Source organism: Dietzia aurantiaca (assembly GCF_021033825.1).
Lineage (GTDB): Bacteria > Actinomycetota > Actinomycetes > Mycobacteriales > Mycobacteriaceae > Dietzia > Dietzia aurantiaca.
Genome location: NZ_JAIFXZ010000001.1, coordinates 126,711 through 151,013, shown reverse-complemented (window position 1 = coordinate 151,013; position 24,303 = coordinate 126,711). Strand labels below are relative to the sequence as shown.

At 68.7% G+C, this 24,303-nt stretch carries 25 protein-coding genes and 1 tRNA gene; 24 read left to right on the top strand and 2 right to left on the bottom strand.

From position 1 onward, the window contains the following. Positions 1 to 129 precede the first annotated feature (129 nt). The 11 genes from K3888_RS00740 to K3888_RS00690 all read left to right on the top strand — a co-directional run bounded on the left by K3888_RS00740 (position 130) and on the right by K3888_RS00690 (position 8,568). Positions 130 to 1,359 (top strand): aminotransferase class I/II-fold pyridoxal phosphate-dependent enzyme, encoded by a 1,230-nt coding sequence (locus K3888_RS00740; RefSeq protein WP_230928314.1) that lies wholly within the window; start codon positions 130 to 132, stop codon positions 1,357 to 1,359. Then, positions 1,359 to 2,276: an NAD-dependent epimerase/dehydratase family protein gene (locus tag K3888_RS00735; protein ID WP_230928313.1), complete on the top strand. Its 918-nt coding sequence runs from the start codon at positions 1,359 to 1,361 to the stop codon at positions 2,274 to 2,276. The genes K3888_RS00740 and K3888_RS00735 overlap by 1 nt, the downstream gene beginning before the upstream one ends. Positions 2,277 to 2,360: 84 nt before the next feature. After that, on the top strand, positions 2,361 to 3,470 hold the full coding sequence (locus tag K3888_RS00730; protein ID WP_230928312.1) for an acyl-CoA dehydrogenase family protein: 1,110 nt from the start codon (positions 2,361 to 2,363) through the stop codon (positions 3,468 to 3,470). A gap of 93 nt (positions 3,471 to 3,563) precedes the next feature. Next, positions 3,564 to 3,962 (top strand): (3R)-hydroxyacyl-ACP dehydratase subunit HadA, encoded by a 399-nt coding sequence (gene hadA / locus K3888_RS00725; RefSeq protein ID WP_230928311.1) that lies wholly within the window; start codon positions 3,564 to 3,566, stop codon positions 3,960 to 3,962. Beyond that, a complete protein-coding gene (locus tag K3888_RS00720) occupies positions 3,959 to 4,405 on the top strand; it encodes a MaoC/PaaZ C-terminal domain-containing protein (protein WP_230928310.1) in 447 nt (148 codons plus the stop codon). Before hadA ends, K3888_RS00720 begins: the two co-directional genes overlap by 4 nt. 153 nt (positions 4,406 to 4,558) lie before the next feature. Then, positions 4,559 to 4,631, top strand: a tRNA-Trp gene (locus K3888_RS00715). A gap of 37 nt (positions 4,632 to 4,668) precedes the next feature. Next, positions 4,669 to 5,004 (top strand): preprotein translocase subunit SecE, encoded by a 336-nt coding sequence (secE, locus tag K3888_RS17965; RefSeq protein ID WP_230928309.1) that lies wholly within the window; start codon positions 4,669 to 4,671, stop codon positions 5,002 to 5,004. Positions 5,005 to 5,068: 64 nt separating this feature from the next. Beyond that, the gene (nusG, locus tag K3888_RS00705) at positions 5,069 to 5,980 is read left to right on the top strand and encodes a transcription termination/antitermination protein NusG (RefSeq protein ID WP_230928308.1); all 912 of its coding nucleotides are present in this window, start codon (positions 5,069 to 5,071) and stop codon (positions 5,978 to 5,980) included. A 237-nt stretch (positions 5,981 to 6,217) separates the two neighbouring features. Further along, positions 6,218 to 6,652, top strand: coding sequence for a 50S ribosomal protein L11 (rplK, locus tag K3888_RS00700; protein ID WP_230928307.1), 435 nt, complete (start codon positions 6,218 to 6,220; stop codon positions 6,650 to 6,652). A 90-nt stretch (positions 6,653 to 6,742) separates the two neighbouring features. Then, positions 6,743 to 7,465, top strand: coding sequence for a 50S ribosomal protein L1 (rplA, locus tag K3888_RS00695; RefSeq protein WP_230928306.1), 723 nt, complete (start codon positions 6,743 to 6,745; stop codon positions 7,463 to 7,465). Positions 7,466 to 7,581: 116 nt separating this feature from the next. Beyond that, the gene (locus tag K3888_RS00690) at positions 7,582 to 8,568 is read left to right on the top strand and encodes a hydroxymethylglutaryl-CoA lyase-like TIM-barrel protein (RefSeq protein WP_230928305.1); all 987 of its coding nucleotides are present in this window, start codon (positions 7,582 to 7,584) and stop codon (positions 8,566 to 8,568) included. On the opposite strand, the gene K3888_RS00685 is transcribed toward K3888_RS00690, so the two are convergent. Both K3888_RS00685 and K3888_RS00680 read right to left on the bottom strand, forming a co-directional pair. Beyond that, positions 8,561 to 9,739, bottom strand: a complete 1,179-nt coding sequence (locus K3888_RS00685) for a CaiB/BaiF CoA transferase family protein (protein ID WP_230928654.1) — start codon at positions 9,737 to 9,739, stop codon at positions 8,561 to 8,563. The two genes, K3888_RS00690 and K3888_RS00685, sit on opposite strands and share 8 nt — an antisense overlap. 186 nt (positions 9,740 to 9,925) lie before the next feature. Beyond that, positions 9,926 to 10,909 (bottom strand): diacylglycerol/lipid kinase family protein, encoded by a 984-nt coding sequence (locus tag K3888_RS00680; protein WP_230928304.1) that lies wholly within the window; start codon positions 10,907 to 10,909, stop codon positions 9,926 to 9,928. Positions 10,910 to 11,253: 344 nt separating this feature from the next. Here K3888_RS00680 and rplJ point away from each other — a divergent pair, with 344 nt between their 5' ends. From rplJ to K3888_RS00615, 13 genes are all read left to right on the top strand, one after another. After that, on the top strand, positions 11,254 to 11,766 hold the full coding sequence (rplJ, locus tag K3888_RS00675; protein ID WP_230928303.1) for a 50S ribosomal protein L10: 513 nt from the start codon (positions 11,254 to 11,256) through the stop codon (positions 11,764 to 11,766). Between the two features lie 60 nt (positions 11,767 to 11,826). Further along, positions 11,827 to 12,213, top strand: coding sequence for a 50S ribosomal protein L7/L12 (gene rplL / locus K3888_RS00670; protein ID WP_230928302.1), 387 nt, complete (start codon positions 11,827 to 11,829; stop codon positions 12,211 to 12,213). A gap of 286 nt (positions 12,214 to 12,499) precedes the next feature. Further along, the gene (locus K3888_RS00665) at positions 12,500 to 13,603 is read left to right on the top strand and encodes an ABC transporter ATP-binding protein (RefSeq protein ID WP_230928301.1); all 1,104 of its coding nucleotides are present in this window, start codon (positions 12,500 to 12,502) and stop codon (positions 13,601 to 13,603) included. A 30-nt stretch (positions 13,604 to 13,633) separates the two neighbouring features. Beyond that, positions 13,634 to 14,464: an MlaE family ABC transporter permease gene (locus K3888_RS00660; protein WP_230928300.1), complete on the top strand. Its 831-nt coding sequence runs from the start codon at positions 13,634 to 13,636 to the stop codon at positions 14,462 to 14,464. Between the two features lie 48 nt (positions 14,465 to 14,512). Next, the gene (locus K3888_RS00655; protein ID WP_230928653.1) at positions 14,513 to 15,322 is read left to right on the top strand and encodes an MlaE family ABC transporter permease; all 810 of its coding nucleotides are present in this window, start codon (positions 14,513 to 14,515) and stop codon (positions 15,320 to 15,322) included. A 5-nt stretch (positions 15,323 to 15,327) separates the two neighbouring features. Continuing rightward, on the top strand, positions 15,328 to 16,755 hold the full coding sequence (locus tag K3888_RS00650) for an MCE family protein (protein WP_230928299.1): 1,428 nt from the start codon (positions 15,328 to 15,330) through the stop codon (positions 16,753 to 16,755). After that, on the top strand, positions 16,752 to 17,843 hold the full coding sequence (locus K3888_RS00645; RefSeq protein WP_230928298.1) for an MCE family protein: 1,092 nt from the start codon (positions 16,752 to 16,754) through the stop codon (positions 17,841 to 17,843). Before K3888_RS00650 ends, K3888_RS00645 begins: the two co-directional genes overlap by 4 nt. After that, on the top strand, positions 17,840 to 18,862 hold the full coding sequence (locus tag K3888_RS00640) for an MCE family protein (RefSeq protein WP_230928297.1): 1,023 nt from the start codon (positions 17,840 to 17,842) through the stop codon (positions 18,860 to 18,862). Before K3888_RS00645 ends, K3888_RS00640 begins: the two co-directional genes overlap by 4 nt. Next, the gene (locus tag K3888_RS00635; protein ID WP_230928296.1) at positions 18,862 to 20,088 is read left to right on the top strand and encodes an MCE family protein; all 1,227 of its coding nucleotides are present in this window, start codon (positions 18,862 to 18,864) and stop codon (positions 20,086 to 20,088) included. Before K3888_RS00640 ends, K3888_RS00635 begins: the two co-directional genes overlap by 1 nt. Further along, on the top strand, positions 20,088 to 21,398 hold the full coding sequence (locus K3888_RS00630; RefSeq protein ID WP_230928295.1) for an MCE family protein: 1,311 nt from the start codon (positions 20,088 to 20,090) through the stop codon (positions 21,396 to 21,398). The genes K3888_RS00635 and K3888_RS00630 overlap by 1 nt, the downstream gene beginning before the upstream one ends. Beyond that, a complete protein-coding gene (locus K3888_RS00625; RefSeq protein WP_230928294.1) occupies positions 21,395 to 22,639 on the top strand; it encodes an MCE family protein in 1,245 nt (414 codons plus the stop codon). The genes K3888_RS00630 and K3888_RS00625 overlap by 4 nt, the downstream gene beginning before the upstream one ends. 53 nt (positions 22,640 to 22,692) lie before the next feature. Further along, entirely contained in the window at positions 22,693 to 23,382 is a 690-nt protein-coding gene (locus tag K3888_RS00620; protein ID WP_230928293.1) for an Rv1363c family protein, read from the top strand. Between the two features lie 20 nt (positions 23,383 to 23,402). Then, complete coding sequence (locus K3888_RS00615) at positions 23,403 to 24,125, top strand: hypothetical protein (protein WP_230928292.1); 723 nt, start codon at positions 23,403 to 23,405, stop codon at positions 24,123 to 24,125. The last annotated feature ends 178 nt before the right edge of the window (positions 24,126 to 24,303 follow it).

Genomic DNA, 24,303 nt, shown 5'->3' with positions numbered 1-24,303 from the left:
GTCAATGGGTATTGCAGGTTTGGCGAATCGGGCGTGGTCGGGCGGTCATAAGGAAAAAGTTGTGCCGGTCCCACCCATCCGGCAGTCCATCCGTCGCGAAGCCCGAGAACCCGACGGAAAGGATCCTCCGTGAACCACCCCATCATCGACCGTCTGCACGGCGACGACCGTGTGCAACTCTTCGAGGCCATCACCGCGGCCGGCCAGAGCCCGTACTTCGCCGCGTCGCAGTCCGGCTGCGGCACCGTGACCACCTACGACGGCACCGAGCGGATCATGCTCGGGTCGAACAACTACCTGGGTCTGGCCCAGCATCCCGAGGTCGTCGAGGCGGCGGTCCGCGCGGTCCGGGAATTCGGCGCGGCCAGTACCGGAAGCCGCCTGCTCAACGGCACCATGGAGTTACACGAGGAGTTCGAGGACGAGATCACCCGCTGGTTCGGCACCGAGCAGAGCCTGAGCTTCTCGACCGGATACCAGACCAACCTCGGGACGCTGGCCGCCCTGTTGGGTCCCGACGACGCGGTGGTGGTGGACCAGTTCGCCCACGCCTCGATCCGCGACGGCATCCGGATGTCCCGCGCGACGCCCCACGTGTTCGCCCACAACGACCTCGGATCACTCGACAAGGCTCTGGTCACGGCGCGCAGGTCGGGGGCCGACCAGATCCTGGTGGTCGTGGATTCGCTGTACTCGATGGAGGGCAGCCTGGCCCCGGTCCCGCAGATCGCTGCGCTGGCCCGCGAGCACGGCGCGGCACTGATGGTCGACGAGGCCCACGCCCTCGGTCTCTACGGCGAGAACCGTCGGGGCTGGTCCGAGGAATGTGGGTGCTCGGCCGACGTGGACGTGACCATGTCGTCGCTGTCCAAGGCCACCGCCTCCATCGGCGGCTTCATCACGGGCAGCCGCGAGCTGATCGCCGGGCTACGGGTCAGTGCGCGACCGATGCTGTTCTCCACCGCGGCCGTGCCCGCGACGGTGGCCGGCGTGCTGGCGGCAGTGCGGATCATCCGCAGTGACGAGGGCGCACGTCGCGTGGAGGCTCTGCGGCACAAGGCCACGGCACTGCGTGCGGATCTCGAGCGCCGCGGCCACGAGTGCGGCTCGGGGCACGCCGGTGACGACTGGTCGCCGATCGTGCCCGTACACGTGGGCGACGACATGCTGGCGTTCGAGGCATGGAATCGACTGATGGCCCGCGGCGTGTACACCGGCACCGCGGTCAGCCCGGCCGTCCCCGCATCGGGCGCGATCCTGAGGGTGTGCGTGACCTCTGAGCACACCGAGGAGCAGCTGGCGCACGCCGCCGAGGCGATCGACGGCGTGCTCGCGGAACTCGTCGGGGCGACGGTCTGATGCGGGTCGTGCTGACCGGCGCCTCCGGCGACTTCGGCACGGCGATCCTGCGACGGCTGATCACCGAGAGCCGGGTCGATTCGATAGTCGCGATCTCGCGCTCGCCGCTGCGGGTTGCCGACCCGCGCATCGAAACCGTGACGCTGGATCTGGCCACCGACCCCGTCGACCGGGTCATGGCCGGCGCCGACGCGGTGATCCACTGCGCGTTCGTCGTGGAGGAGCCCAGGGACAAGGCCGCGGCCCGTCGGGTCAACGTGGACGGCTCCGCCCGTATCCTCCGCGCTGCCGACGCGGCCGGGGCCGCGATCTGCGTGATGACCTCCAGCGTCAACGCCTACGGACCCCGCGGCGGGCCGGAGGTCCTGGACGAATCGGCCCCGATCGGTGCGGGGCCCGAGCACTACTACCTGCACCACAAGGCCCTGGTCGAGGAGGACATCCGCCAGTGGCGCCACACGAGTGGTGGGCGGATGGCCGTGACCGTCCTGCGCCCCACCTACATCGTGGGCCCGGACATGGACAACTCCGGACTGGCGTCGATGCGGGCCCGGGTCGTCGTGTACCCGACACCGTGGCGCTCCTACTACCAGTTCCTCCACCAGGACGATCTGGCCGACGCGTACGTCCGGGTGATCCGCGACCGGGTGGACGGCGAGTTCAACGTGGGAGCCGAGGACGCGGTCACCGTCGCGCAGATGTGCCGCTGGAGCCGCTCGCTGTGTGTGCCCCTGCCGCTCGGTCTCGCCGGCCGCCTGGCGGACCTGGGCTACCGACTCCGACTGCTGCCCTACTCGTCCCACTGGGTGACGCCCGGTGAACCCGTCACGACGTCCCGGCGGCTGCGCCACGCCACCGGCTGGCGACCGGCACGGACGAGCGCCGAGGCCGCCCGACTCATGCTCGCCGGCGGCTGACCGCCACCGAGCCCCGGCCGCAGGCGGTCTCTGTCGGTCGGCGACGCCGATCAGCTTTGATCACCACCAACGAGAGGAACCCCCATGACCCTGACCACCGAGTACGCCGTGCTGGACCACTACGCGCCGGGCCTGCGGGAACGACTGTCCACCGCGGGCCTGACGGCCAATGAAAGCCCCGATTCCACCGCGATCGCCGAGTGGGCCGCCACCGACGCCACCGGGCTGATCGTTCCAGCCGAACTGGGAGGCCGTGGCGCAACAGCAGTAGAGGCGGTCCGGTTCCAGACCGCGGTCGGCGCACTGGCCCCGTCGCTGGCGGCGGCGACGACCATGCACCACCTGTCCTGCGCCACCCTCTTCGAGGCCGCCGAGGACGCGACGCCGGACGAGCGCGAGCTCATCCGCTCCCTGGTCGAGCAGCGCACCGTGATGGCGTCCGGGTTCTCCGAGGGCAAGCCCGGCGGGTCCGTGTTCCGTCCCACGATGACCGCGCGCAGGGAGGGTGACGACTACCTGCTCTCCGGCCGCAAGATGCCCTGCAGTCTGTCCCGGTCCATGTCGCTGCTAGTGGCCAGCGCTCTGGTCGACGACTCCGAGCGGGCTGTCGTCCTGGTGTTCAACGGCTCCGACGGCCTGACCCGCGAGGACTTCTGGAAGGCACCCGTCCTGGCCGCGGCCGAGAGCGACGCGCTGGTGCTGGACGAGGTGCGGGTCGAGTCCGACATGGTGTTCCTCACCTCGGAGAACGACCCCGACGACGTCCATGAGATGACCGGCTACCTGTGGTTCGGACTGCTCATCAGCGCCGGCTACCTCGGCGTGGCCGCGCGCCTGGTGGAAGCACTCGCGGCCAAGGACGCGGTGGACTCGAAGCTGTTCGCGACCGTGCTGGCCGAGGTGGAGACGATGCGCACCGCGCTGCGGGCCGTGGCGGCCGCGTTCGACTCCGGCGAGCGCGGGGGTGACCTGTCCGCCCGCCTCGCGCTGGTCCGATGGTCGATGCGGGAGGCCCTGGTCCGCGTCCAGTCCGGGGCCCGCGAGGCCGCGGGCGGGTTCGCCTATATGCAGGACCCCGAGCTGGCATACGCCTTCGAGGCCGTCCAGGTGTTCGGCTACCACCCGCCGTCGCGGCGCGAGACCGCCGACAAGCTCCTCGCGTGGGCGCAGGGCGAGGACTTCCGATACGTCTGACCCGGCCTCGGGCCGGCGGCGGGCCGGGGCGGCGGCGGCCACCCGGGCGAGACCGGCGGGACGGGTACCGGTGCTCGGGTAGCGTCACCGGGTGTGAGCACAGACAACGCTGATGACCCCGTCGTCGTCGTCGGGGATCCCGTCACGGTCACCGACGCGGTGGTTACGCGCTTCGCCGAGGCGGTCTCCGCACCGCCAGGGCAGCTTCCGGCGACCCTCGCCGCCGCGCTGACCGCCCCGGTCCAGCGCGCCGTGATGGACCACCCCGCGCTGCGAATCGACCTCTCGCGCACCCTCCACACCGCGCAATCCAGCGAGCACCACCGACCGATCCGGATCGGCGACGTCCTCACCGCCACCGCGACGGTCACCGGCGTGCGGTCGGCGCGCGGCGGGCGGATGATCGGCTTCGACACCGTCCTGCGCGACGCCCGCGGCGCGGCCGTCCAGACCCTGACCAGTGCACTGCTCACCGCGGAGGTGGAGGGATGACGACGCCGCACGACCCGACGACGACACCGGCCGTCGCCCCGTCCGTCGGCGACGCGTTGCCTTCCCGCGTCGTGGAGATCACCCGTGCCGACCTCCGCCGCTACGCCGAGGCCTCGGGCGATCACAATCCCATCCACCTCGAGGACGGGGCGGCGCAGGCGCTCGGTCTGCCCGGCGTGGTGGCGCACGGGATGCTCACGTCCGCGCTGGCGATCGGGGTCGTGGCCGGGTGGGCAGGGGGAGCGGACCGCGTCCTGGCCACATCGATCCGGTTCGCCGGGCCCGTGGTGGTGCCGGCCGATGAGCCCGCGGTGCTGCAGGTGTCCGGCACGGTGCGCAGAGTGGCCGAGGACGGGGCGAGCACCGACGTCGCGCTGACCGTGATGTGTGGCGGCGCGAAGGTGTTCGGCAAGGCGATCGTCACGGTCGCGACGGGGGTGTGATTTCGGCGGACGGCGGCCGCTGTCGTACAGTGGGACGCCCGACCGAACGCGGTCGCGGACCACGCTGCCCAAGGCAGTAGCCGACACTGTAGAGTCGAGGCGTTCGTGCGGACCGCAGACGCGGAAGGCACGGGTGGCCGGGAGACCGGCCGAAGGGGCGTAGCTCAATTGGCAGAGCAGCGGTCTCCAAAACCGCAGGTTGCAGGTTCAAGTCCTGTCGCCCCTGCACTTCCCCGCAAGCCAGACGACCCGGAGGTAGGCGCGTGAGCAAGGATCGCGACGACGACGTCGATACCAGCGGCGCCCGCGACTCCGATGCCGCCGTCCCCACCGGGAAGGCCGGTCGTGGCGACACGACCGTCGCGAGCCGCGTCCGGACCGATGCGGACAAGCCGGAGGACACGCGGGCGTCCCGCGCCAATCCGTTCCAGTACATCGCGCAGGTGGCCGAGGAACTGCGTAAGGTCATCTGGCCCACGCGCAATCAGATGGTCACCTACACCATCGTGGTGTTCCTGTTCCTCATCTTCATGACGGCGCTGGTCTCCGGCGTCGACTTCGGTGCGGGCAAGCTCGTCGAGCTCGTCTTCGACCGCTGACGACCCGCCGCACCAGGTCCGGGGCGAGAACCGGACCGACGAAACTCGAGAGGACCGCATTTCCGTGAGCGACATCGACCAGAGCCCTGAGGCCGACGGCGTCGAGGAGACCCCCGCTGCCGCCGAGCAGGCCGAGATCGAGGCCGACGCGGTGCTCGGTGACACGGGTGCGGATCCGTCGGACGCCGAGGTCCCCCCAACTGCCGAGGACGAGACCGCCGGTGACGAGGACGTCGTCGAGGGGACCGACGGCGACGAGGAGATCGTCGAGGAGATCGTCGACGGCGACGAGGCTGACCTCGAGGGAGGCGACGAGGCCGAGGCGGAGACTCCCGCCGAGCCGGCCGCACCGACCATCGACCCGATCATCGCGTTCAAGCGCCAGCTGCGGAAGCTGCCCGGTGACTGGTTCGTCATCCACTCCTACGCCGGGTACGAGAACAAGGTGAAGGCCAACCTCGAGACCCGCGCCGTCACCCTCGGCGCCGAGGACAAGATCTTCCAGGTCGAGGTCCCGATCGAGGAGTACACCGAGGTCAAGAACGGTCAGAAGAAGACCGCCAACCGCAAGGTCCTGCCCGGCTACGTGCTGGTGCGAATGGAGCTCGACGACGAGTCGTGGGGCGTCGTGCGCAACACCCCCGGCGTGACCGGCTTCGTCAGCGCGACCGGTGGTGCCACGGGCGCCCCGACCCCGCTGTCGCTGAGCGACGTCGCCAAGTTCCTGGCCCCCAAGCCGGAGAAGAAGGCCGCGGCCGGCTCCGCCGAGGGCGAGGGCGGTCTGGTCGCACCGGCCATCGAGGTCGAGTTCGAGGTCGGCGAGTCCGTCACCGTCATGGACGGTCCGTTCGCCACCCTCCCCGCGAGCATCTCCGAGGTCGACCCGGCCGCGCAGAAGCTCAAGGTGCTGGTGTCGATCTTCGGACGCGAGACCCCGGTCGAGCTCGGTTTCAACCAGGTCGAGAAGATCGACTGACGCCCACGGACTTGTCGGCGAACCCGCCCCGCGCAGCACGCGCCGGGCGGGTTCGCTGTTTTCGGCGCCGGGCGCCGATTGGGTGTTGGGGCCTGATTGGACGTAGACTCTCTCAGGTTGCGCCTGTATTCCCGCATGCCCGCCAGGTGGCTGGGCGTCGCGGGGAGGCGCACACGACAGTCGGTCCCCCGCGTGTACAGCGCGGCACCGAGATCCAGTCGAAGAATCAGGAAGACGATGCCTCCGAAGAAGAAGAAGGTCTCAGGGCTCATCAAGCTCCAGATCCAGGCCGGCGCTGCGAACCCGGCCCCGCCGGTCGGCCCGGCTCTGGGTGCCCATGGTGTCAACATCATGGAGTTCTGCAAGGCCTACAACGCAGCAACCGAGAACCAGCGCGGGAACGTCGTGCCGGTCGAGATCACGGTCTACGAGGACCGGTCGTTCGACTTCAAGCTGAAGACGCCCCCGGCCGCCAAGCTCCTGCTCAAGGCCGCCGGCCTGCAGAAGGGCTCCGGCACCCCGCACTCCGACAAGGTCGGCAAGGTCTCCATGGACCAGGTCCGCGAGATCGCGCAGACCAAGATGGAGGACCTCAACGCCAACGACATCGACCAGGCGGCCAAGATCGTCGCCGGCACCGCCCGTTCCATGGGCATCACGGTCGACGGCTGACCTCCACCCCGATAGCACCTGTGGAAGGGCAGCTCAGGCCCGCACCACACCCAACCGCTGCGCAGTGGGCGCGGCAGGAATGGAACTGACATGAGCAAGAACAGCAAGGCCTTCAAGGCCGCCGCTGAGAAGGTCGACCGCACCAAGCTGTACTCGCCTCTGGATGCCCTGGCCCTGGCCAAGGACACCTCCTCGACGAAGATGGATGCCACCGTCGAGGTCGCCATGCGACTTGGCGTCGACTCCCGCAAGGCGGACCAGATGGTCCGCGGCACCGTGAACCTTCCGAACGGTACCGGTAAGACCGCCCGCGTCATCGTCTTCGCCGCGGGCGAGAAGGCCACCGAGGCCGAGGCCGCCGGCGCCGACGCCGTGGGCTCCGAGGAGCTCATCGAGAAGATCCAGGGCGGCTGGCTCGACTTCGACGCCGCGATCGCCACCCCGGACCAGATGGCCAAGGTGGGCCGTGTGGCCCGCGTGCTCGGTCCGCGTGGTCTCATGCCGAACCCCAAGACCGGCACCGTCACCATGGACGTGACCAAGGCCGTGTCGGACATCAAGGGCGGCAAGGTCACGTTCCGTACCGACAAGGCCAACAACCTGCACTTCATCGTGGGTAAGGCGTCGTTCTCCACCGAGCAGCTCACGGAGAACTACCAGGCCGCGATCGACGAGGTCATGCGTCTCAAGCCGTCCTCCTCGAAGGGCCGCTACCTGCAGAAGATCACCATCTCCACCACGACCGGCCCCGGCATCCCGGTCGACACCTCCGCCGTGTCCAAGCTGCTCGAGGCCGGCTCCGGAGACGAGTGAGTTGATCCTCGACTGAGGTGAGCCCCGGCAGGGGTGAGGGCCCCGCGACCAGAATCTGGCCGCGGGGCCCACTCGCATTTCCGCTTCATCGCCGACGTCTACGGGAGGATGTCCTCATGACCACTTCGCCGAACAGCTCGCCCGCCGGGTCGCCCCCGCCCGCGCACCCTGTCGCGGTGCGGGATGTGGCCCTGCGGGACGGGCTGCAGCTCACCGAGGGACGTCTGAGCACCGACTCGAAGGTCGCGCTCGTCCGCACCCTCCTCCGGCTCGGGGTGCCGGAGCTGGAGGTGGGGTCGATGGCCCGCCCCGATCTCGTGCCGGCGCTGGCCGACACCCTCGAGGTGATCGGCGCGCTGGACGAGGCCGAACGCGACCGCTGCTGGGTCTGGGTGGCCACCCCGGGGCACGTCCGTCGGGCCGCGGACGCCGGCGTGCGCCGCTTCCAGTACTGCCTGTCCGTGACCGACGAGCACAACACCGCGAACATCGGCCGCGACACCGAGACCTCCATGGCGGCACTGCCCGGGGCGCTCGAGGTCGCCGCGGAGGTGGAGGGCACGGTCCAGCTGTGCCTGGCCACCACCTTCACCTGCCCGATCACCGGGCAGGTCGATCCGGACCGGGTCCTGGAGCTCGTCGGCGACCCGCGCGGGGCGGGGACGGTCGACGTGGTTCTGGCCGACACCCTCGGCCAGGCGCACCCGCGTCAGGTGTCCGAGCTGGTCTCGGCCGCACAGGAGGCCGCAGGCGACCGCCGGATCGTCTTCCACGGACATGACACCTGGGGGATGGGCGTGGCCAACACGCTGGCCGCCGTCGGCGCGGGCGCGACCATGGTGGATGCGGCCCTCGGCGGACTCGGCGGCTGTCCCTTCGCCCCGGGTGCCTCGGGGAACTCGGCCACCGAGGACGTGCTGTTCGCGCTGCGACCAGACTGGTTGGATCCGCAGCGCTTCCACGAGTTGATCGCCGCCGGTGACCGCATGCTCGCCGAGTTGGGGGAGGCCTCGCGGTCGCGGGCCTCGGCGGGATCGCACGGCAACGGCCGCGAGTTCGACTGGACCCTGCCGCAGGGTCCGCGGGCCCCGGCCGTCAGATGACGCCACGCGCGGCCAGGTCGGACATGCGCGCGTCGTCCATCCCGAGGAGGTCGCGGTAGACGGCATCGTTGTCGAACCCGGGCTCCGGCGCGCCGCCGCGGCCGACCTGTCCCGGGGTGTCGGTCAGGACCGGCACGACGCCGGGGCCGAGGACGGTGTCGTCCACGCCGGGCACCGTGTGCGGAACCAGCATCCCGCGGGCCCGGAACTGCTCGTCGCGCACCACGTCGGCCACCGTGTTGACCGGCCCCACCACCACTCCTGCACGGTCGAGGGTTTCGCGGATCTGCTCGGCCGTGCGCTCGGCGGCCCAGTCGGCGATGATCGCGTCGATCTCGTCCTGGTGGATGCCGCGCGCCGAATGGTCCACGAACCGGGGGTCGTCGGCGAGCGCAGGGCGTTCCATCGCCGAGCACAGGCGGCGGAACACGGTGTCCTGGTTGGCTGCGATGATCACCCACAGGCCGTCGGAGGCCCGGTACAGGTTGGACGGCGCGATCCCCTCGAGCCGGGTGCCGGACGGTCCGCGGACCACCCCGGCCGCGTCGTAGTCGGGGATCACCGACTCCTGGACCGCCAGGCAGGATTCGGTGAGCGCGACGTCCACCACCTGGCCGCGGCCGCTGGTGGCGCGGGCGAGTAGCGCCGCGAGGACGCCCTGCACGGCGAACATCCCGCCCAGGGTGTCGCCGATCGACAACGCCATGCGCGGCGGTGGTTGGCCGGGGAAGCCGTTGAGGTGGCGCAGACCGGAGACGCCCTCGGCGACGGAGGCGTATCCGGCGCGCGTGGCCTGCGGACCGGTCTGGCCATACCCCGAGACGCGGCCGATCACCAGGCCCGCGTTGATCTCGTGCAACTCATCGGGTCCCAGCCCCCACTTCTCCAGGGTGCCGGGGCGGAAGTTCTCGACCACCACGTCCGCGCGGGACACCAGGTCGCGGAAGATCGTCGCGCCTTCCTCCGAACGCAGATCGAGCGTGACGGACTCCTTGTTCCGGGCGTGGACCGTCCAGAAGTGTCGGCGCCCGTCGCGCTCGCCCTGTCCCCAGGTGCGCAGGGGGTCGGGGCGCCCCGGATCCTCGATCTTGATCACCCGGGCGCCCATGTCGCCGAGCAGGCGCCCGGCGAAGGGACCGGCGATGAGGGTGCCGAGCTCCAACACGAGCATCCCCGCCAGTGGGCCGCTCCGGTCCTGCGTTGTCGACTCCACGTTCCGCTCCCTCCCCGCCGCGCGCCGCCCGGTGCGTGGCTCTTGCATCTCTCCTCATAACCCTAGGTGGACGGTCTCGCACACGGCGGGGAGGAGATCCACGATGTGGTGGCGCTTTTCGTGCGCGACGACTGACCTGAGGGGTCAGTTCGGGACCCGGACCATCAACCCCCGGTGCTTGATCCGTGCCGAGAAGCCCGAAACCGTGCCGCAGTCCTCCCCGTCGATCTGGAACGACGCCGGCTTCTCGAGGATCCGGGTGTGCACCCGCACGCCCTGCCGGAAATCCACCGGGGGCGTCCGGCGTTGTTCTCGTTCGTCCGCCGGCGCCCTCGTTCCCGGGAGCGACCGGACCCGGTGTCGGACGGTGTGCTGGGCGAGCACGGCACCGGCCTCGGCCCACTCGAGCACGCCCTTGGCGCGAAGCGCCATCACGTCCAGTTGGCCGTCGTCGATCACTGCGGCGGGCAGGAGCACCATCCCGCCCTGCAGCATCCCGCAGTTCGCCACGAGGAGGGTCCGCGCCCTCGTCTGTACGAGTGGACCGTCGTCCAGTGAATACTCGACCTTGATCCGGTGACCGCGTACCAGGGTGTTGGCAAACGCCCCGACGTAGGCGAGCCACCCCACGCGGGCCTTGAGATCGTCGTCGGTGCCGGCGATCATGTCGGCGTCCATGCCGGCGCCGAGCATGACGAGAAAGACATCGTCGTGCGAGGTGCCGTCGCCGTCGGTGTACCGGACCTCGCCCAGATCGATCGGGCGCGTCCGCCCGCCCATGGCCACATGCAGCGCGCGGTCGACGGCGTCGCGGGGGACGTCGAGATTGCGGGCCAACAGGTTGCCGGTACCGAGGGGGACCACGCCCATCGGTACGGAACTGCCGATGAGCCCCCGGGCGACGGAACGCACCGTTCCGTCACCACCGCAGGCGATCACCAAGCCGACTCCCTCCGCCGCGGCCGCGGCGGCCTGCCCGGTTCCCGGATCGGCTTCCGTGGTCTCGTGGAACAGGGGATCGGTCCACCCGTGGCGCGCTGCCCGGATCTCGGTGCGTCGACGGATCTCGTCGCCACTGACTTTGATCGGGTTATAGACGACGGCGACACGGGACGGGGATGGGGCCACGGCACCAATCTGTCAGAATCCTGACCGGCCCGCCATTCCGGCGGCCAGGAGATTTGGTCTGTTCCTCCGAGTACCTATACTCTTGAGCGGAAGTTTGAACGCCTGGTCGCCCCGTGCAGCCGGGCAACTGATCAAGTTTCACCGAAGACCGCAGGTCGCCACTCCCGCCGGGGGTGGTCGAAGGGTCCGGGAGCGCCCGGACGGCCCGCGCAGGAGAACACCGGTCAGCGTCGGACGTGTCAGTGAACCCCAGGGTTCGCGGCCATTCCTCCACGCCCCGTGCCCCCTGCGCACGGGGCGTTCGTGTTTCTCTCGGGCGAGACGAAGCAGAAAGGAGGCGAAACATGGCAAAGCCCGCCAAGGTCCAGGCCGTCGCGGAGATCACGGAGCATTTCCAGAACTCCACGACCGCTGTGGTCACCGAGTACCGCGGACTCTCCGTTCCGCAGGTCACCGAGCTGCGCAAGGCGCTGGGTGAAGGTTCCACGTACACCGTGGCCAAGAACACCCTGGTGAAGCGCGCGGCGCAGGAAGCCGGCGTCGAGGGTCTCGACGACCTCCTGTCCGGCCCCACCGCCATCGCGTTCGTCACCGGTGAGGTCGTGGACGCCGCCAAGGCGCTCAAGAACTTCGCCAAGGACAACAAGGCGCTCGTCATCAAGGGCGGTGTCATGGACGGCCAGCCGCTGTCCGCCACCGACTTCGAGAAGATCGCCGAGCTCGAGTCCCGCGAGGTCCTGCTCGCGAAGCTCGCTGGTGCGCTCAAGGGCAACCAGACCAAGGCCGCCGGCCTGTTCAACGCGCCCGCCTCGCAGCTGGCGCGTCTGTTCGGCGCCCTCCAGGACAAGAAGAACTGACCTACCCCACATGCTTCCGGGCCGCATGACGGCGCCGGGACACAACGAAAGGACGCCACCATGGCGAAGCTCAGCAACGACGAGCTCCTTGATGCCTTCAAGGAGATGACCCTTCTCGAGCTCTCCGAGTTCGTGAAGCTGTTCGAGGACACCTTCGAGGTCACCGCCGCCGCTCCGGTCGCCGTCGCGGCCGCCGGCGCCCCGGCTGCCGGTGGCGAGGCCGCCGCCGAGCAGGACGAGTTCGATGTCGTCCTCGAGTCGGCCGGCGATAAGAAGATCGGCGTGATCAAGGTCGTCCGCGAGATCGTCTCGGGCCTGGGCCTCAAGGAGGCCAAGGACCTCGTCGAGTCCGCTCCCAAGGCGCTGCTGGAGAAGGTCGACAAGGAGGCCGCCGAGGCCGCCAAGACCAAGCTCGAGGAGGCCGGTGCCTCCGTCTCGCTCAAGTGAGCTGACGCAGCACCGCTCGTCAGGGGCGGTCCGGCATTCGTGCCGGGCCGCCCCTGCGGCATTTCCGGGCGACGGGTGGAGGGGATCGACCGGGCCCGATCAGGCATGCCACAGCGTCCGGCGAGCCACCCGGGCGGCGTGCCTTGGCCGCCGTCCACCGGTCTCGCACTACCGGTTCGATCTGATCACGTAACGGAATCGGTGGGCATGTAACAAAGCAGTTCCTCCGAGCGGTAGTTTACAGTGACCGTGGCCACAAACGTGGGCTGAAGTGAGGAGTGCTGACGTGGGTGTCGAGGTTTCCGTCGAAGGGCTGACCAAGTCGTTCGGTTCGCAGAAGATCTGGGAGGACGTGACGTTCACCCTCCCCGAGGGAGAGGTCAGCGCGCTGCTGGGCCCGTCGGGCACCGGTAAGTCCGTGTTCCTCAAGTCGCTGATCGGTCTCCTGCGGCCTGAGCGCGGCAAGATCATCATCGACGGCACGGACATCCTCCAGTGCACCGCCAAGGAGCTCTACGAGGTCCGCAAGCTGTTCGGCGTCCTCTTCCAGGACGGTGCGCTGTTCGGCTCGATGGACCTCTACGACAATGTGGCGTTCCCGTTGCGGGAGCACACGCGCAAGTCGGAATCAGAGATCCGGAACATCGTCATGGAGAAGCTGGAGCTCACCGGTCTCACCGGCGCCGAGGGCAAGCTTCCCGGAGAGATCTCAGGCGGTATGCGCAAGCGCGCCGGCCTGGCCCGCGCCCTCGTACTGGACCCGGAGATCATCCTCGTCGACGAGCCCGACTCGGGACTCGATCCGGTGCGTACGACCTACCTCGCACAGCTGCTCATCGACATCAACGCCCAGATCGACGCCACGATCCTCATCGTGACGCACAACATCAACCTGGCCCGTACGGTTCCCGACAACCTCGGGATGCTGTACCGCAAGAACCTCGTCATGTTCGGCCCCCGCGAGGTGCTCCTCACCAGTGAGGAACCGTCCGTGCGTCAGTTCCTGCGCGGATCCAAGCTCGGCCCCATCGGTATGTCCGAGGAGAAGGACGACGCGCAGATGCGTGCGGAGATGGAGCAGGCCGAGGCCGGGCACAACGACGGTTCCCCGGGCGAGGACGAACTCCGAGGCGTGCCGTCGCAGATGCAGCCGACGCCGGGTAGCCCGGTGCGTCAGGGCGAGCTGCGTCGTGAGAAGCGCGTGTCGGAGATGCTCGACACCCTGCCCGAGGGGGCCCAGAACGCCATCCGTGAGGAGTGGGCCGCGCGAGGCCACGGCAACGGAAACACCGCCACGGCCGTCCCGGCGGGTGCCGTCGCGCCGGCTTCCGGAGGCGACTCCGCCTCCGGAAGCGGCCTGGACGACCACTATGGTTCTGCTGAGAACTGAATCGGCGACGAGTCCGGGGGGGGAGGGTAGATGGCGGAGGGCGCAACCCAGCAGCCAGAAGAGAAGGCCGGGGTCTCGGCTGCCGAGGTCGGCGGCGGTATCCGGGATGCGATCGGCGCGGCTGGTTCGGTGTTCAGGCTCTTCCTCGAGGTGCTCCGGGGGATCTTCAGGAGGCCGTTCCAGTTCCGTGAGTTCATCGAGCAGTCCTGGTTCATCGCCTCGGTGACAATCCTTCCGTCGGCATTGGTCGCGATTCCGTTCGGTGCGGTCGTGGCGATGCAGACCGGATCGTTGGTCCAGCAGTTGGGTGCGGAGGCGTACACCGGTGCGACCGGTGTCCTCGCCGTCGTCCAGCAGGGCGCGCCCCTGGTGACCTCCCTTCTCATCGCCGGCGCCGCGGGATCCGCGGTTGCTGCAGACCTGGGGGCCCGCAGTATCCGCGAGGAACTCGACGCGATGCGGGTCCTGGGAATCGACCCTGTCCAGCGCCTCGTCGTCCCCCGCGTCCTGGGGATGATGCTGGTGGCGGTTCTGCTCAACGGCCTGGTCTCGATCGTCGGGATCTCCGGCGGCTACGTGTTCAACATCCTGCTGCAGGGCGGTACCCCCGGTGCCTACCTCATGTCGTTCGGTGCGCTCGCCCAGCTGCCGGACTTCATCATGTCCTCGTTCAAGGCCCTGGTGTTCGGGCTCATCGCCGGAGTCGTGGCCTCGTACTGCGGCATGAACCCCAAGGGTGGGCCCAAGGGCGTCGGCGATGCCGTGAACCTGGGCGTGGTCCTGACATTCCTCCTGCTGTTCTTCGCCAATCTCATCCTCACGGCGATGTACCTGCAGATCGTTCCCCCGAAGGGGTCGTAGATGGCGATACATACCGACGTCGGGCCCACGCGGGCGCGACTGCGGGCCATGATCCGTGGCCCTATTGCGTCATTCGACTCGCTGGGCGACCAGCTGGCGTTCCACCTCCGGGCCATCCGCTGGATCCCGCAGACGATCGTGCACTACCGGCACGAGGTGCTGCGGCTCATCGCCGAGGTCACGTTCGGGGTGGGCGTGCTGGCGGTCCTCGGCGGCACCATCGGCGTCATCGTCATGATGAGCGGCTTCACCGGCGTGGTGGTCGGCCTGCAGGGCTACGCGGCGCTCGACCAGATCGGCAGCTCGGTCCTCACCGGCTTCCTGTCGGCCTACGTCAACACCCGTGAGGTGGCGCCGGTCGTGGCGTCCCTCGCGCTCTCGGCCACGGTCGGCTGCGGCTTTACCGCCCAGCTCGGTGCCATGCGGATCTCCGAGGAGATCGATGCCCTCGAGGTCATGGCTATCCCGAGTGTCCCGTACCTGGTCACCACCCGGATCATCGCCGGCTTCATCGCGGTGATCCCGCTCTACGTGGTCGGTCTGCTGGCGTCGTACCTGGCCACGCGGGGGGTCAACACCCTGATCCAAGGCCAGTCCACAGGCTCATTCGACCACTATTTCCACCTATTCTTGCCACCAGAAGACGTCATATATTCCTTCATCAAGGTCATCATCTTCGCGTTCGTCCTCGTGATGATCCACTGCTTCTACGGGTTCACCGCCACCGGCGGCCCGGCCGGTGTCGGCGTGGCCGTGGGGCGTGCCGTCCGGACGACGATCGTCGTGGTGGCCATCCTCAACTTCTTCGTCGGACTCGCCCTGTGGGGCACGACCACGACTGTGCGGGTGGCCGGATGAACGAGATGTCCTCGACGAGGAAGCGACTGCTCGCAGCCCTGTTCATCGTCATTGTGATGGCCTTCGTCGCTGTCACCGTCGCCATCTACAACCGGGCGTTCACGTCGTCGGACAGCGTCACCATGTACACCGACGACATGGCCTTCGCCCTGCCGAACGACGCGGACGTCAAGGCCCGGGGTGTACTGGTCGGTCGCGTCGCAGGCGTTGAGCTGGAGGGCGACCGGGTGCGCGTCGACATGGAGTTCGACCCGGCCTATATGGATCAGCTGCCCGCGAACATCAGCGGGCGGTTACTGCCCAAGACGCTGTTCGGCGAGCGCTACGTCTCACTGGCGTTCCCCGACCAGCCGGTCGGCACGATCGAGGCTGGTGCGACCATCGAGCAGGATTCCCGCGGTAACGCGACCGAGCTCGGTCGCGTCCTCGACGGATTGCTCCCGGTACTGGAGGCAGTCCCGCCGGAGAAGCTCGCCGGCACGCTCGGCGCCATCAACCAGGCGCTGGCCGGCAGGGGAGACGAGATCGGCGCGGGCCTGGTCGACATCGGACAGGTCTTCGACGGAATCACCCAGGAGATGCCCGCACTGGAGGCCGGGCTCGAGGATCTGGCGACCTTCTCCCAGACCTATTCCGAGGCGCTGCCCGACCTCATCCACGCTCTCGACGCACTCCGGACCACCGGCGACACGGTGATCCAGCGGCGCACCGACATAGCGGACGGGTTGGAGCGGATCAGCTCGGGCTCCGAGGCGGCCACCGGCTTCCTCGTCGACAACCGCGACGACCTCATCGCGCTGACCATCAACTCGCGCCGCTCGCTGGAGGCGCTCGCCGAGTACACGCCGGCGCTTCCCTGCACGGCCGAACTGTTCATGACCGCTCTCGAGCGTTCTGACGACATTCTCGGCGTGGGGACCTCGACCCCCGGTATCCGGGTGACCATCGAGGTCGTCAACCCCAAGGGTCGGTACGTCCCCAACCAGGACGAGCCCCGGTTCTTCGACACGCGTGGACCGCGCTGCTACGAGCCCGCCCAGGCACCGCAGAACTTCCCTATGGCACCCGGCGGTGCGATCGCGGACGGCTCCTATCAGCCGCCCTCACGTAACCCCGGGCCGGAATTCATGCCCACCCTGCCGAATCCCCTGTTGGAAGACGGTCCCGTGCCCACCATGCGCACTCGGGGATCAGTTCCCGCAGCCCCCGGCCGCGCCGTGCCGGAGCAGCCGAACATGCCGTTCCCGTCGACCGTCACCGCGGGACAGGGAGCAGACGTGATGGCCATGGCCTACGCCGGATCTCCACTGGAGACCGACACCGTCCGAACCGTGTACGGAGTCGCCACCTCACGTGACGTCGACGAGGTCCCGGGGTGGATAGGCGCCGTCGGTGCTCCGGCGCTGCGCGGAACGGAGGTGGCCTTCAAGTGAACGCGAAACTCAAGGCAGTGTTCCGCGGTGGACTGCTGGGATCGTTCGTCAAGCTCACCGTCTTCGTGGTGGTGACTGTCCTGCTCAGTGCGGTTCTCGCCACCACCATCCGTGGTGGTACCCGTGAAGACGGGACCAAGTACTCGGCGATCTTCTCCGACGCGACCATGGTCGAGGAGGGGGATGACGTCCGTATCGCCGGTGTCGTGGTGGGGCACGTTACCGACTTCGAGGTGTACGACCGAGACAAGGCGAAGGTCTACTTCACCATGGTCGGCGACCGCACCCTGCCGGAGAACGTCCACCTGACGCTGCGATTCCGCAACATGATCGGTCAGCGGTACATGAACATCGCCCGAGTGCCGGGCCCCGCCCAGCCGGCGATGCCGGCGGGAACGACGATCCCGCTCGACAAGACCTCGCCGGCCGTCGACCTCACCGCGCTGTTCAACGGGTTCCAACCCTTGTTCACCACGCTGCAGCCCGACGACGTCAACGCGCTGGCGGACTCGCTGGTCAAGGTCCTCCAGGGTGAGGGCGGGACCGTCGCCAACCTGGTCCAGCAGACAGGTCAGCTCACCAACCATCTGGCCGATCGCGACCAGGTGATCGGCGAGGTCATCGACAACCTCACCCAGGTGCTGCAGACCATCAACGATCGTGATGTGCAGTTCCAGCAGCTCGTGGTGACCACCCGCCAGCTCGTCGAGGGGCTGGCCCAGGAGCGTGACGCGATCGGTAGCTCTCTCGATTCGATGGCTGACCTGACCTCGTCCGCGGAGAACATCGTCACCGCGACCAGGCCCAGCGTCACCGAGTCGCTCGACCATCTCAAGAAGGTCACGGATGACGTGGTCGCGAATGAGGACAAGGTCAGCGAGGTGCTGCACAACATGCCGCTCAAGACCGACAACCTCATCCGGATGGGATCGTTCGGGTCCTGGTTCCAGTTCTATCTGTGTGGCGCGGACATCGTGTCGGGGCCGGGCAACAACGTGCCCAACCTCCTGCCCTCCGGTGGTCCGACACTCAACCACGTGCTGTACACCAACTCCGCACCTCGGTGCCACGAAGGGGGGATCCCGTGAGCAAGCGCAAGCCAGGGGAGCCCCGGTTCTCCAACGCGATGGTCGGCGCCGTGGGCGTGCTGGTGATCCTCGTGCTCACGGCGGGATCGTTCATGCTGGACGCTCTGCCGTTTGTGGGTGCCGGGCCGAAGTACAAGGCCTATTTCTCGGAGGCCGCCGGCCTCACCGACGGCAACGAGGTGCGGGTCGCCGGGGTCAAGGTCGGAGTCGTCACCGACGTCGCGCTCGAGGGCGACAAGGTCGCCGTGGGTTTCCGGGCGAAGGACGCCTGGCTCGGCGACGACACCCGCGCGAGCATCCAGATCAAGACGGTGCTGGGGCAGAAGTACCTCGCCCTCACTCCCGCGGGCAACGGTGAGCTGGACCGGTCGGAGCCCATCCCGCTCGAGCGGACGGTGGCGCCGTACGACGTCGTGACCGCGTTCTCGTCGGCCGCCGAGACCCTCGACAAGATCGACGACACCAAGCTGGCGACAAGCCTCGACACCCTCACCGATGCGATGCAGGCCTCTCCCGAGGAGTTCCGCGGCGCCGTCGACGGCGTGGCCCGCCTGTCCCAGACCATCTCCAGCCGCGACGACGAACTCCGTGCGCTCCTCGAGGCCACCAAGACGAGCTCGGAGATCCTGGCCGAGCGTAATGACGACTTCCGGCGGCTCATCATCGGCACCGGGCAGCTCCTCGGTGAGCTCAACGCACGGTCGGAGAGCCTCAAGCTGGTCCTGGCGTCGACCCGCGGACTGTCCGCCGAGCTCCGGCTCTTCGTGGCCGAGAACGAGGCGGAGTTCGCTCCCACCCTGGAGAGTCTGGATTCCGCGCTCGGGGTCCTGACCGACCACGAGGAGGAGCTGAAGAAGTCGATCCACAACCTCGCCCCGTTCTACCGGTTGTACGCCAACATGCTGGGTACCGGACGATGGTTCGATTCGGTGGTCACCAACCTGATACCGCCGGGCGCGCCTGAGCCGCCGTTCTACCCGGGCGCCCGTGGCCCCGCACGACTGAGTGGGATCAACTGATGACCAAGAAACTGCCGTACTGGCTGCTCGCGCTGATCCTCGTCGTCGTCGTCGCGATCGTCGCCGTGACCTACCTATCCGTGTCCCGCATGGGGCGGACCACCATCACCGCGACGTTCCCGTCGGCGGTCGGTATCTCCCAGGGCACCGACGTGAGAATCCTCGGCGTCACCGTGGGCTCGGTGGACAAGGTGGTGCCGATGGGCGAGACGGTCGAGGTGGAGCTCCACGTCCGGCGGGGTGTCGAGGTCCCGGCCGACGCCAAGGCCGTCCAGGTGACCCCGTCGGTCATCCCAGACCGCAACATCCAGTTGGTCCCGGCCTACGCGGGTGGCCCGACCATGGAGTCAGGCGCGCACATCCCGCTCGACCGGACCGCGACACCGGTCGAGGTGGACAAGCTGTACGCCTCGGTCCAGGAGCTCACCGAGGCGCTCGGTCCCGACGGGGCCAACAAGGACGGCTCGCTCGATCGCTTCCTGGCGACGTCCGCGGATACGCTCGGCGGCAACGGCGCCGCCCTAGGACGGTCGATAGACGAGCTGTCCACGGCGGCCACGACGCTCGCCGACTCCAGCCAGGACATCAGCGACACGGTGGTCAACCTGCAGTCCTTCGTCACCATGCTGGCGGAGAACGACGCGCAGGTCCGCAATTTCAACACGCAGATGGCGACCTTCAACTCGACGGTCGCCGGGCAGCGGGAGGACCTGCAGGGCGCGCTGGCCGAGCTGAGCTACGCCCTGGCCGACGTGGCCCGTCTCGTCCGGGACAACCAGGACGTGATCCGCAGCAACGCCGACCGGCTGGCCTCCCTCAGCCAGATCACGGCGGACCAGCGCGGCGACATCGAGGAGATCCTCAAGACCGCCCCGCTGGCGCTGGCCAACCTCATCAACGCCTACGACGCGGAGTCCGGCTCCCTGTCGATGCGCGCGAACATCCCGGAGAAGCAGAACCCCGCCGGTGTTCTGTGCACGCTCATGAAGCTGGGCCGGCTCAATCCGGGCAATGAGATGTTCCAGGAGCTCGACAACCTGCGGCGCGCCGACATCCAGGCGTGTGAGGCGCTCGCTCCGGAGCGCAACCAAGAACTTCGTGCGTCCAACCCGAACCTGCCGCTGGGCATCCTCGAGGGTGAGATGAAGCAGTCCATTCCGGTGCCCGGCACCGTTCCGGGGATCCGCGGCTGGCCGATGACCCCCGCGTCCGAAGGGGGGCAGTGATGAGACACGACAGTCACGACGCCGCGGCCGGGCCGACTGCAGCCGGTCTCGCCCGATCAGGTCTCGGATTGCCCGGGATCGGCCGGGCCGGACGGGTGCTGGGCGCCACGGCGCTCGTCTCGGTGCTCGCGGCCGGGTGTTCGATGAACCTCGAGGACTACACCCTGCCCGGTGGTGCCGACGTGGGGGAGGACCCCCTGAACGTGGCCATCCAGTTCGACGACGTCCTGGACCTGGTCCTGCAGTCCTCGGTCAAGGTCAACGGCCTCGACGCCGGCCGGGTCACCGGCATCTCGCTCGCCGAGGACGGGTGGACCGCCCAGGTCGAGGTGCTGATCAACGACGACGTGGACCTTCCGGAGAATGTCGAGGCGTCGATCCAGCAGACCAACCTCCTCGGTGAGAAGTTCGTCCAGCTCACCCCGCCGGAGGATGCCGAGCCCGTCGGGCAACTCGAATCCGGTGACGTCATCCGCACCTCCAACACGCGCACGGCCACCGATATCGAGCAGGTGCTCGGCGCCCTGTCGCTGTTGCTGAACGGCGGCGGCGTGGACCAGCTGCAGCCGATCGTGGCGGAGATGCGCAAGGTCACCGACGGTCGGGAGGAGGGGCTCACCGAAACGCTGCGGTCGGCCGACGAACTCATCTCGGGTCTCAACCGGCAGCGCGACAGCATCACCGCGGCACTCGAGGGGGTCAACCTGATGTCCGCCCGGGCGAACGACCAGCGCGCGCAGATCCAGGCGGCCCTGGACGAGTTGCCCGCGGGTGTGGCCGTGCTCGAGGAGCAGCGGCCGCAGTTCGTGGAGATGCTGCGTCGGGTGGACGCCCTGGGGCAGGTCGGTTCCGACATCCTTCTGACCAGCCGTGAGGACCTCATCGCGGATCTGCGGGCACTGCGGCCGGTATTGCAGTACCTTGGTGAATCCACGCCGGAACTCATCGAGCTGACCGGGTTCGTCCCGACGTTCCCGTTCCCGGACGCCTCGATCCAGTCGACGATCGGTGGTTCGGCCAACGTGTTCCTGTCGATCGACGCCACGATCTCCGAGACCCTCCGCAACCTCGGCGCCAACCAGGGCAACCCGGTGCCGCTCTGGCCCACCACGACCAGCGGTCCGTACAACGTCGATCCGGGCAACCCCTGGATCGGGGACAACGGACCCGACAGGCGCACGACCATCGTGCTGCCGTTGCTTCCCGTCCCGCCGATCATGGACCGGGCAGTGAACCCCCCGCCCGCGCCCGGTACCTCGGAGTTCTCCGAGAACTACCTGCCCGAACCAGGGGAGCCCGGATACCAGTGAACAAGACCCTGAGAACGCAGCTCATCGCCTTCTGCGTGATCGCCGCAGTGGGGATCACCTATGTCGGCGCCAACTACGTGCGCCTGCCGTCGCTGTTCGGTATCGGCCAGTACAAGGTCTATCTCGACCTGCCCGACACCGGCGGCGTGTTCACCAACGCGGCCGTCAGCTATCGAGGGACCCCGGTCGGCCGCATCGGGGACCTCTCGCTCACCGAGGACGGCGTCCGGGTCGCACTGGATCTGGACTCCAGCGCGCCCGACATCCCGGCCGACACGGTCGCCGTCGTGGCCAACCGGTCGGCGATCGGTGAGCAGTACGTCGACCTTCGACCACGCAGTCTCTCCGAGCCCTATCTGGAGGACGGAGACGTGATCTCTGCGGGCGACGAGGCGCTGCCCGTCCGCGTGGAGGACCTGCTGCTGTCGGTCGACGAGTTGTCGCGGTCGGTTCCGCTCGACGAGCTCGAGGTGACGGTCGACGAACTCGGAAAGGCCTTCGAGGGGCGGGGTCCCCAGCTCCAGCGGCTGTCCGATTCGTTGATCACGATCTCGGACTCCGGAATTCGGACCATGCCCCAGCTCCAGGCGCTCATCCGCGACGGTGCCACGGTCCTGGACACGCAGGCGGACCAGTCCGGCGAGATCATCAGCTTCTCCCGCGACCTGCGGACGGTCACCGAAGCACTGCGTGATTCGGACTCGGATCTGGAGCGGCTGATCTCCACCGCGCCGGAGTTCGCGGACGAGACCCGCCGCCTGGTGGAGATCTCGGGCGAACCCCTGACGCGTTCGGTGACCAATCTGTCGAATACCATGAAGACGGTCGACCCGCTGGCGCCGTCGTTCAAGGTGCTGCTGCAGCTGTTGCCCGCACTGGCCGCCGGCGGTCTGTCCGTGGCCCCGGGCGACGGGACGATCCACTTCGGTCTCGTTCTCGAGATGGACAACCCGACCCCCTGCACCATGGGATACGAGGGGACGCAGCAGATCATCGACGAGATGAAGGCACAGGATCCCTCGTTCGATCCGCAGGAGCAGAACTTCCCGCCCAACTACGACGCGCACTGCTCGGTACCGTTCGGCAGCCCGACCAACGTGCGTGGCGCGGAGCGGGTCGAGTACGCGTATCCGGGTGTCGTGCAGCCGTGGGACAACAAGCCCAAGATCGATCCGGACAAGCTCAACCTGTCGGTGGCCGCCGAGCAGCTCGCGGTCCTGCAGGGACTGATCCCGCGGTGACGCGGCGACCGCCCGGTGATCCGGCGCGCCGCCCGTCCGGTACCGTCGCCGCCATGAGTTCGCAGGAGACGAGCGAGAGCACGGACACCACTGCCGCTGCCGCCGGGGTGCCGCGGTGGCTGACGGCCGTGTCCCTGGTGGTGCTGGTGGTGGGGCTGTCGGTTCTGGGCGTGTTCGGCTGGCGCTACGCCGAGGCGCGTTCGGCGCAGACCGCGGCCACGCAGCGGGACGAGGTCACGGACGTCGCCTCGCAGGTGATCATCAACGCGTTCAGCTTCGATCATCAGAAGGTGGACGAGTCGCTCCAGCAGCTCTCCTCGATGTCGACAGGGGACTTCCTCACCGAGCAGGAGCAGTGGTCGGAGGACGTCCGCAACCGGGTCATCGAGCAGAAGGCCGTCACCACGGCCACCGTCTCGAACGCGGCGGTCGAGGAGTTGAACGTCGACGAGGGTGACGCCGCCGTGCTGGTCGTGTTCACCGCCCACTCCGAGCGCGAGGGCCAGGAGGACATCACGGGCCGCCAGGCGATGCGGGTGGACCTGACCCGGGTCGACGGCCAGTGGAAGGCTGACGCGGTCAACCAGGTGGGTGTGACGGTGCCGGTCGGCCAGTCCAGCCAGTCCGTGCAGGATCTCGAACTCCCGGACCCCGAGGACGTCGAGGACGAGGACAGCTCCGCCGGCACCGCGGGGGAGGGGTCGACCTCCGCGCCGGCTCCCACCACCACCGCCGGACGATGAGGAAGGGCGAGGAGAGCTAGATGCCACCCATCAAGAGGAACCAGAAGCCGGCCCAGGCCCCCGCCACGCGTCGACTCGCCGGTCACTCCGGCCCGGCCCGCCAGGGATCGACCGGGTCGCCCGAAGCAGGTACCGGGCCGGTGACCACGCCCCGGGGTGTGAACGAGGTCGACGACGACAAGGCCGCCACCCGTTCCGCAGCCACCGACCCGCGGACGGATGCGGGGGAGGCGGCGTCTCGTCGTCGTCCCTCCGGGCGGACCCTCGCCTACGCCGCGCTCGCCGTGGGCGTGGTGGCCGGGGCGGCGGGCGCCTATCTCGCCACCGAGCCGGGCATCTCGGTGCCCAATCAGGCGTTCGTGGACAGGGCGGAGACCGACGAGGTCCTCACCGCGGCGTCGACCAACGTGCAGCGGCTCGTGTCGATCGATCACGAGAGCCTCGACGAGTACCACGACTCGCTGGGCGAGTTCCTCACGCCGAACCTCGTCGAGGAACTCGACGCGAACTGGCCGGCGCTCCGTGACAGCTACGAGCAGTCCGCGACCACCGTCGACGCGCAGGTCCGAGAGGCCGGCCTGTCCTATCTCGAGGGTGACCGCGCGGAGGTCCTGCTGGTCCAGGACGTCTCGATGGAGCGCGACGGCGCCGCCGCGGGCAGCACCAGCGGCACCTACCTCGTCGGTCTGGACAGGGTCGACGGCGTCTGGAAGCTGTCGAAGATCCCGGATCTGCCGTCCTGACACGCCTCGGTCGGCCGCGGATCGGACATTCTCCGGCCGGGGATCCGGGACAAGCGGCGTCAGATCCTTGACGAACGGGCTTCGACCCGTCACTCTTTAGGGGCATCGGGCGTAGAGGACTCCGCCCGGGTGCGACGTCCCGACCGGGGGCCGATGAGGCGAGAGCCACGAGGGCAAC

Excerpts from the sequence above, each read along its gene's own strand:
- rplL (WP_230928302.1), top strand. The coding sequence starts at position 11,827 with ATGGCGAAGCTCAGCAACGACGAGCTCCTTGATGCCTTCAAGGAGATG.
- K3888_RS00690 (WP_230928305.1), top strand. The coding sequence starts at position 7,582 with ATGACCACTTCGCCGAACAGCTCGCCCGCCGGGTCGCCCCCGCCCGCG.
- K3888_RS00720 (WP_230928310.1), top strand. The coding sequence starts at position 3,959 with ATGACGACGCCGCACGACCCGACGACGACACCGGCCGTCGCCCCGTCC.
- K3888_RS00630 (WP_230928295.1), top strand. The coding sequence starts at position 20,088 with ATGAGACACGACAGTCACGACGCCGCGGCCGGGCCGACTGCAGCCGGT.
- K3888_RS00730 (WP_230928312.1), top strand. The coding sequence starts at position 2,361 with ATGACCCTGACCACCGAGTACGCCGTGCTGGACCACTACGCGCCGGGC.
- K3888_RS00735 (WP_230928313.1), top strand. The coding sequence starts at position 1,359 with ATGCGGGTCGTGCTGACCGGCGCCTCCGGCGACTTCGGCACGGCGATC.
- rplJ (WP_230928303.1), top strand. The coding sequence starts at position 11,254 with ATGGCAAAGCCCGCCAAGGTCCAGGCCGTCGCGGAGATCACGGAGCAT.
- rplK (WP_230928307.1), top strand. The coding sequence starts at position 6,218 with ATGCCTCCGAAGAAGAAGAAGGTCTCAGGGCTCATCAAGCTCCAGATC.
- K3888_RS00620 (WP_230928293.1), top strand. The coding sequence starts at position 22,693 with ATGAGTTCGCAGGAGACGAGCGAGAGCACGGACACCACTGCCGCTGCC.
- K3888_RS00650 (WP_230928299.1), top strand. The coding sequence starts at position 15,328 with ATGTCCTCGACGAGGAAGCGACTGCTCGCAGCCCTGTTCATCGTCATT.
- K3888_RS00655 (WP_230928653.1), top strand. The coding sequence starts at position 14,513 with ATGATCCGTGGCCCTATTGCGTCATTCGACTCGCTGGGCGACCAGCTG.
- rplA (WP_230928306.1), top strand. The coding sequence starts at position 6,743 with ATGAGCAAGAACAGCAAGGCCTTCAAGGCCGCCGCTGAGAAGGTCGAC.
- K3888_RS00635 (WP_230928296.1), top strand. The coding sequence starts at position 18,862 with ATGACCAAGAAACTGCCGTACTGGCTGCTCGCGCTGATCCTCGTCGTC.
- K3888_RS00615 (WP_230928292.1), top strand. The coding sequence starts at position 23,403 with ATGCCACCCATCAAGAGGAACCAGAAGCCGGCCCAGGCCCCCGCCACG.
- K3888_RS00685 (WP_230928654.1), bottom strand. The coding sequence starts at position 9,739 with ATGCTCGTGTTGGAGCTCGGCACCCTCATCGCCGGTCCCTTCGCCGGG.
- K3888_RS00660 (WP_230928300.1), top strand. The coding sequence starts at position 13,634 with ATGGCGGAGGGCGCAACCCAGCAGCCAGAAGAGAAGGCCGGGGTCTCG.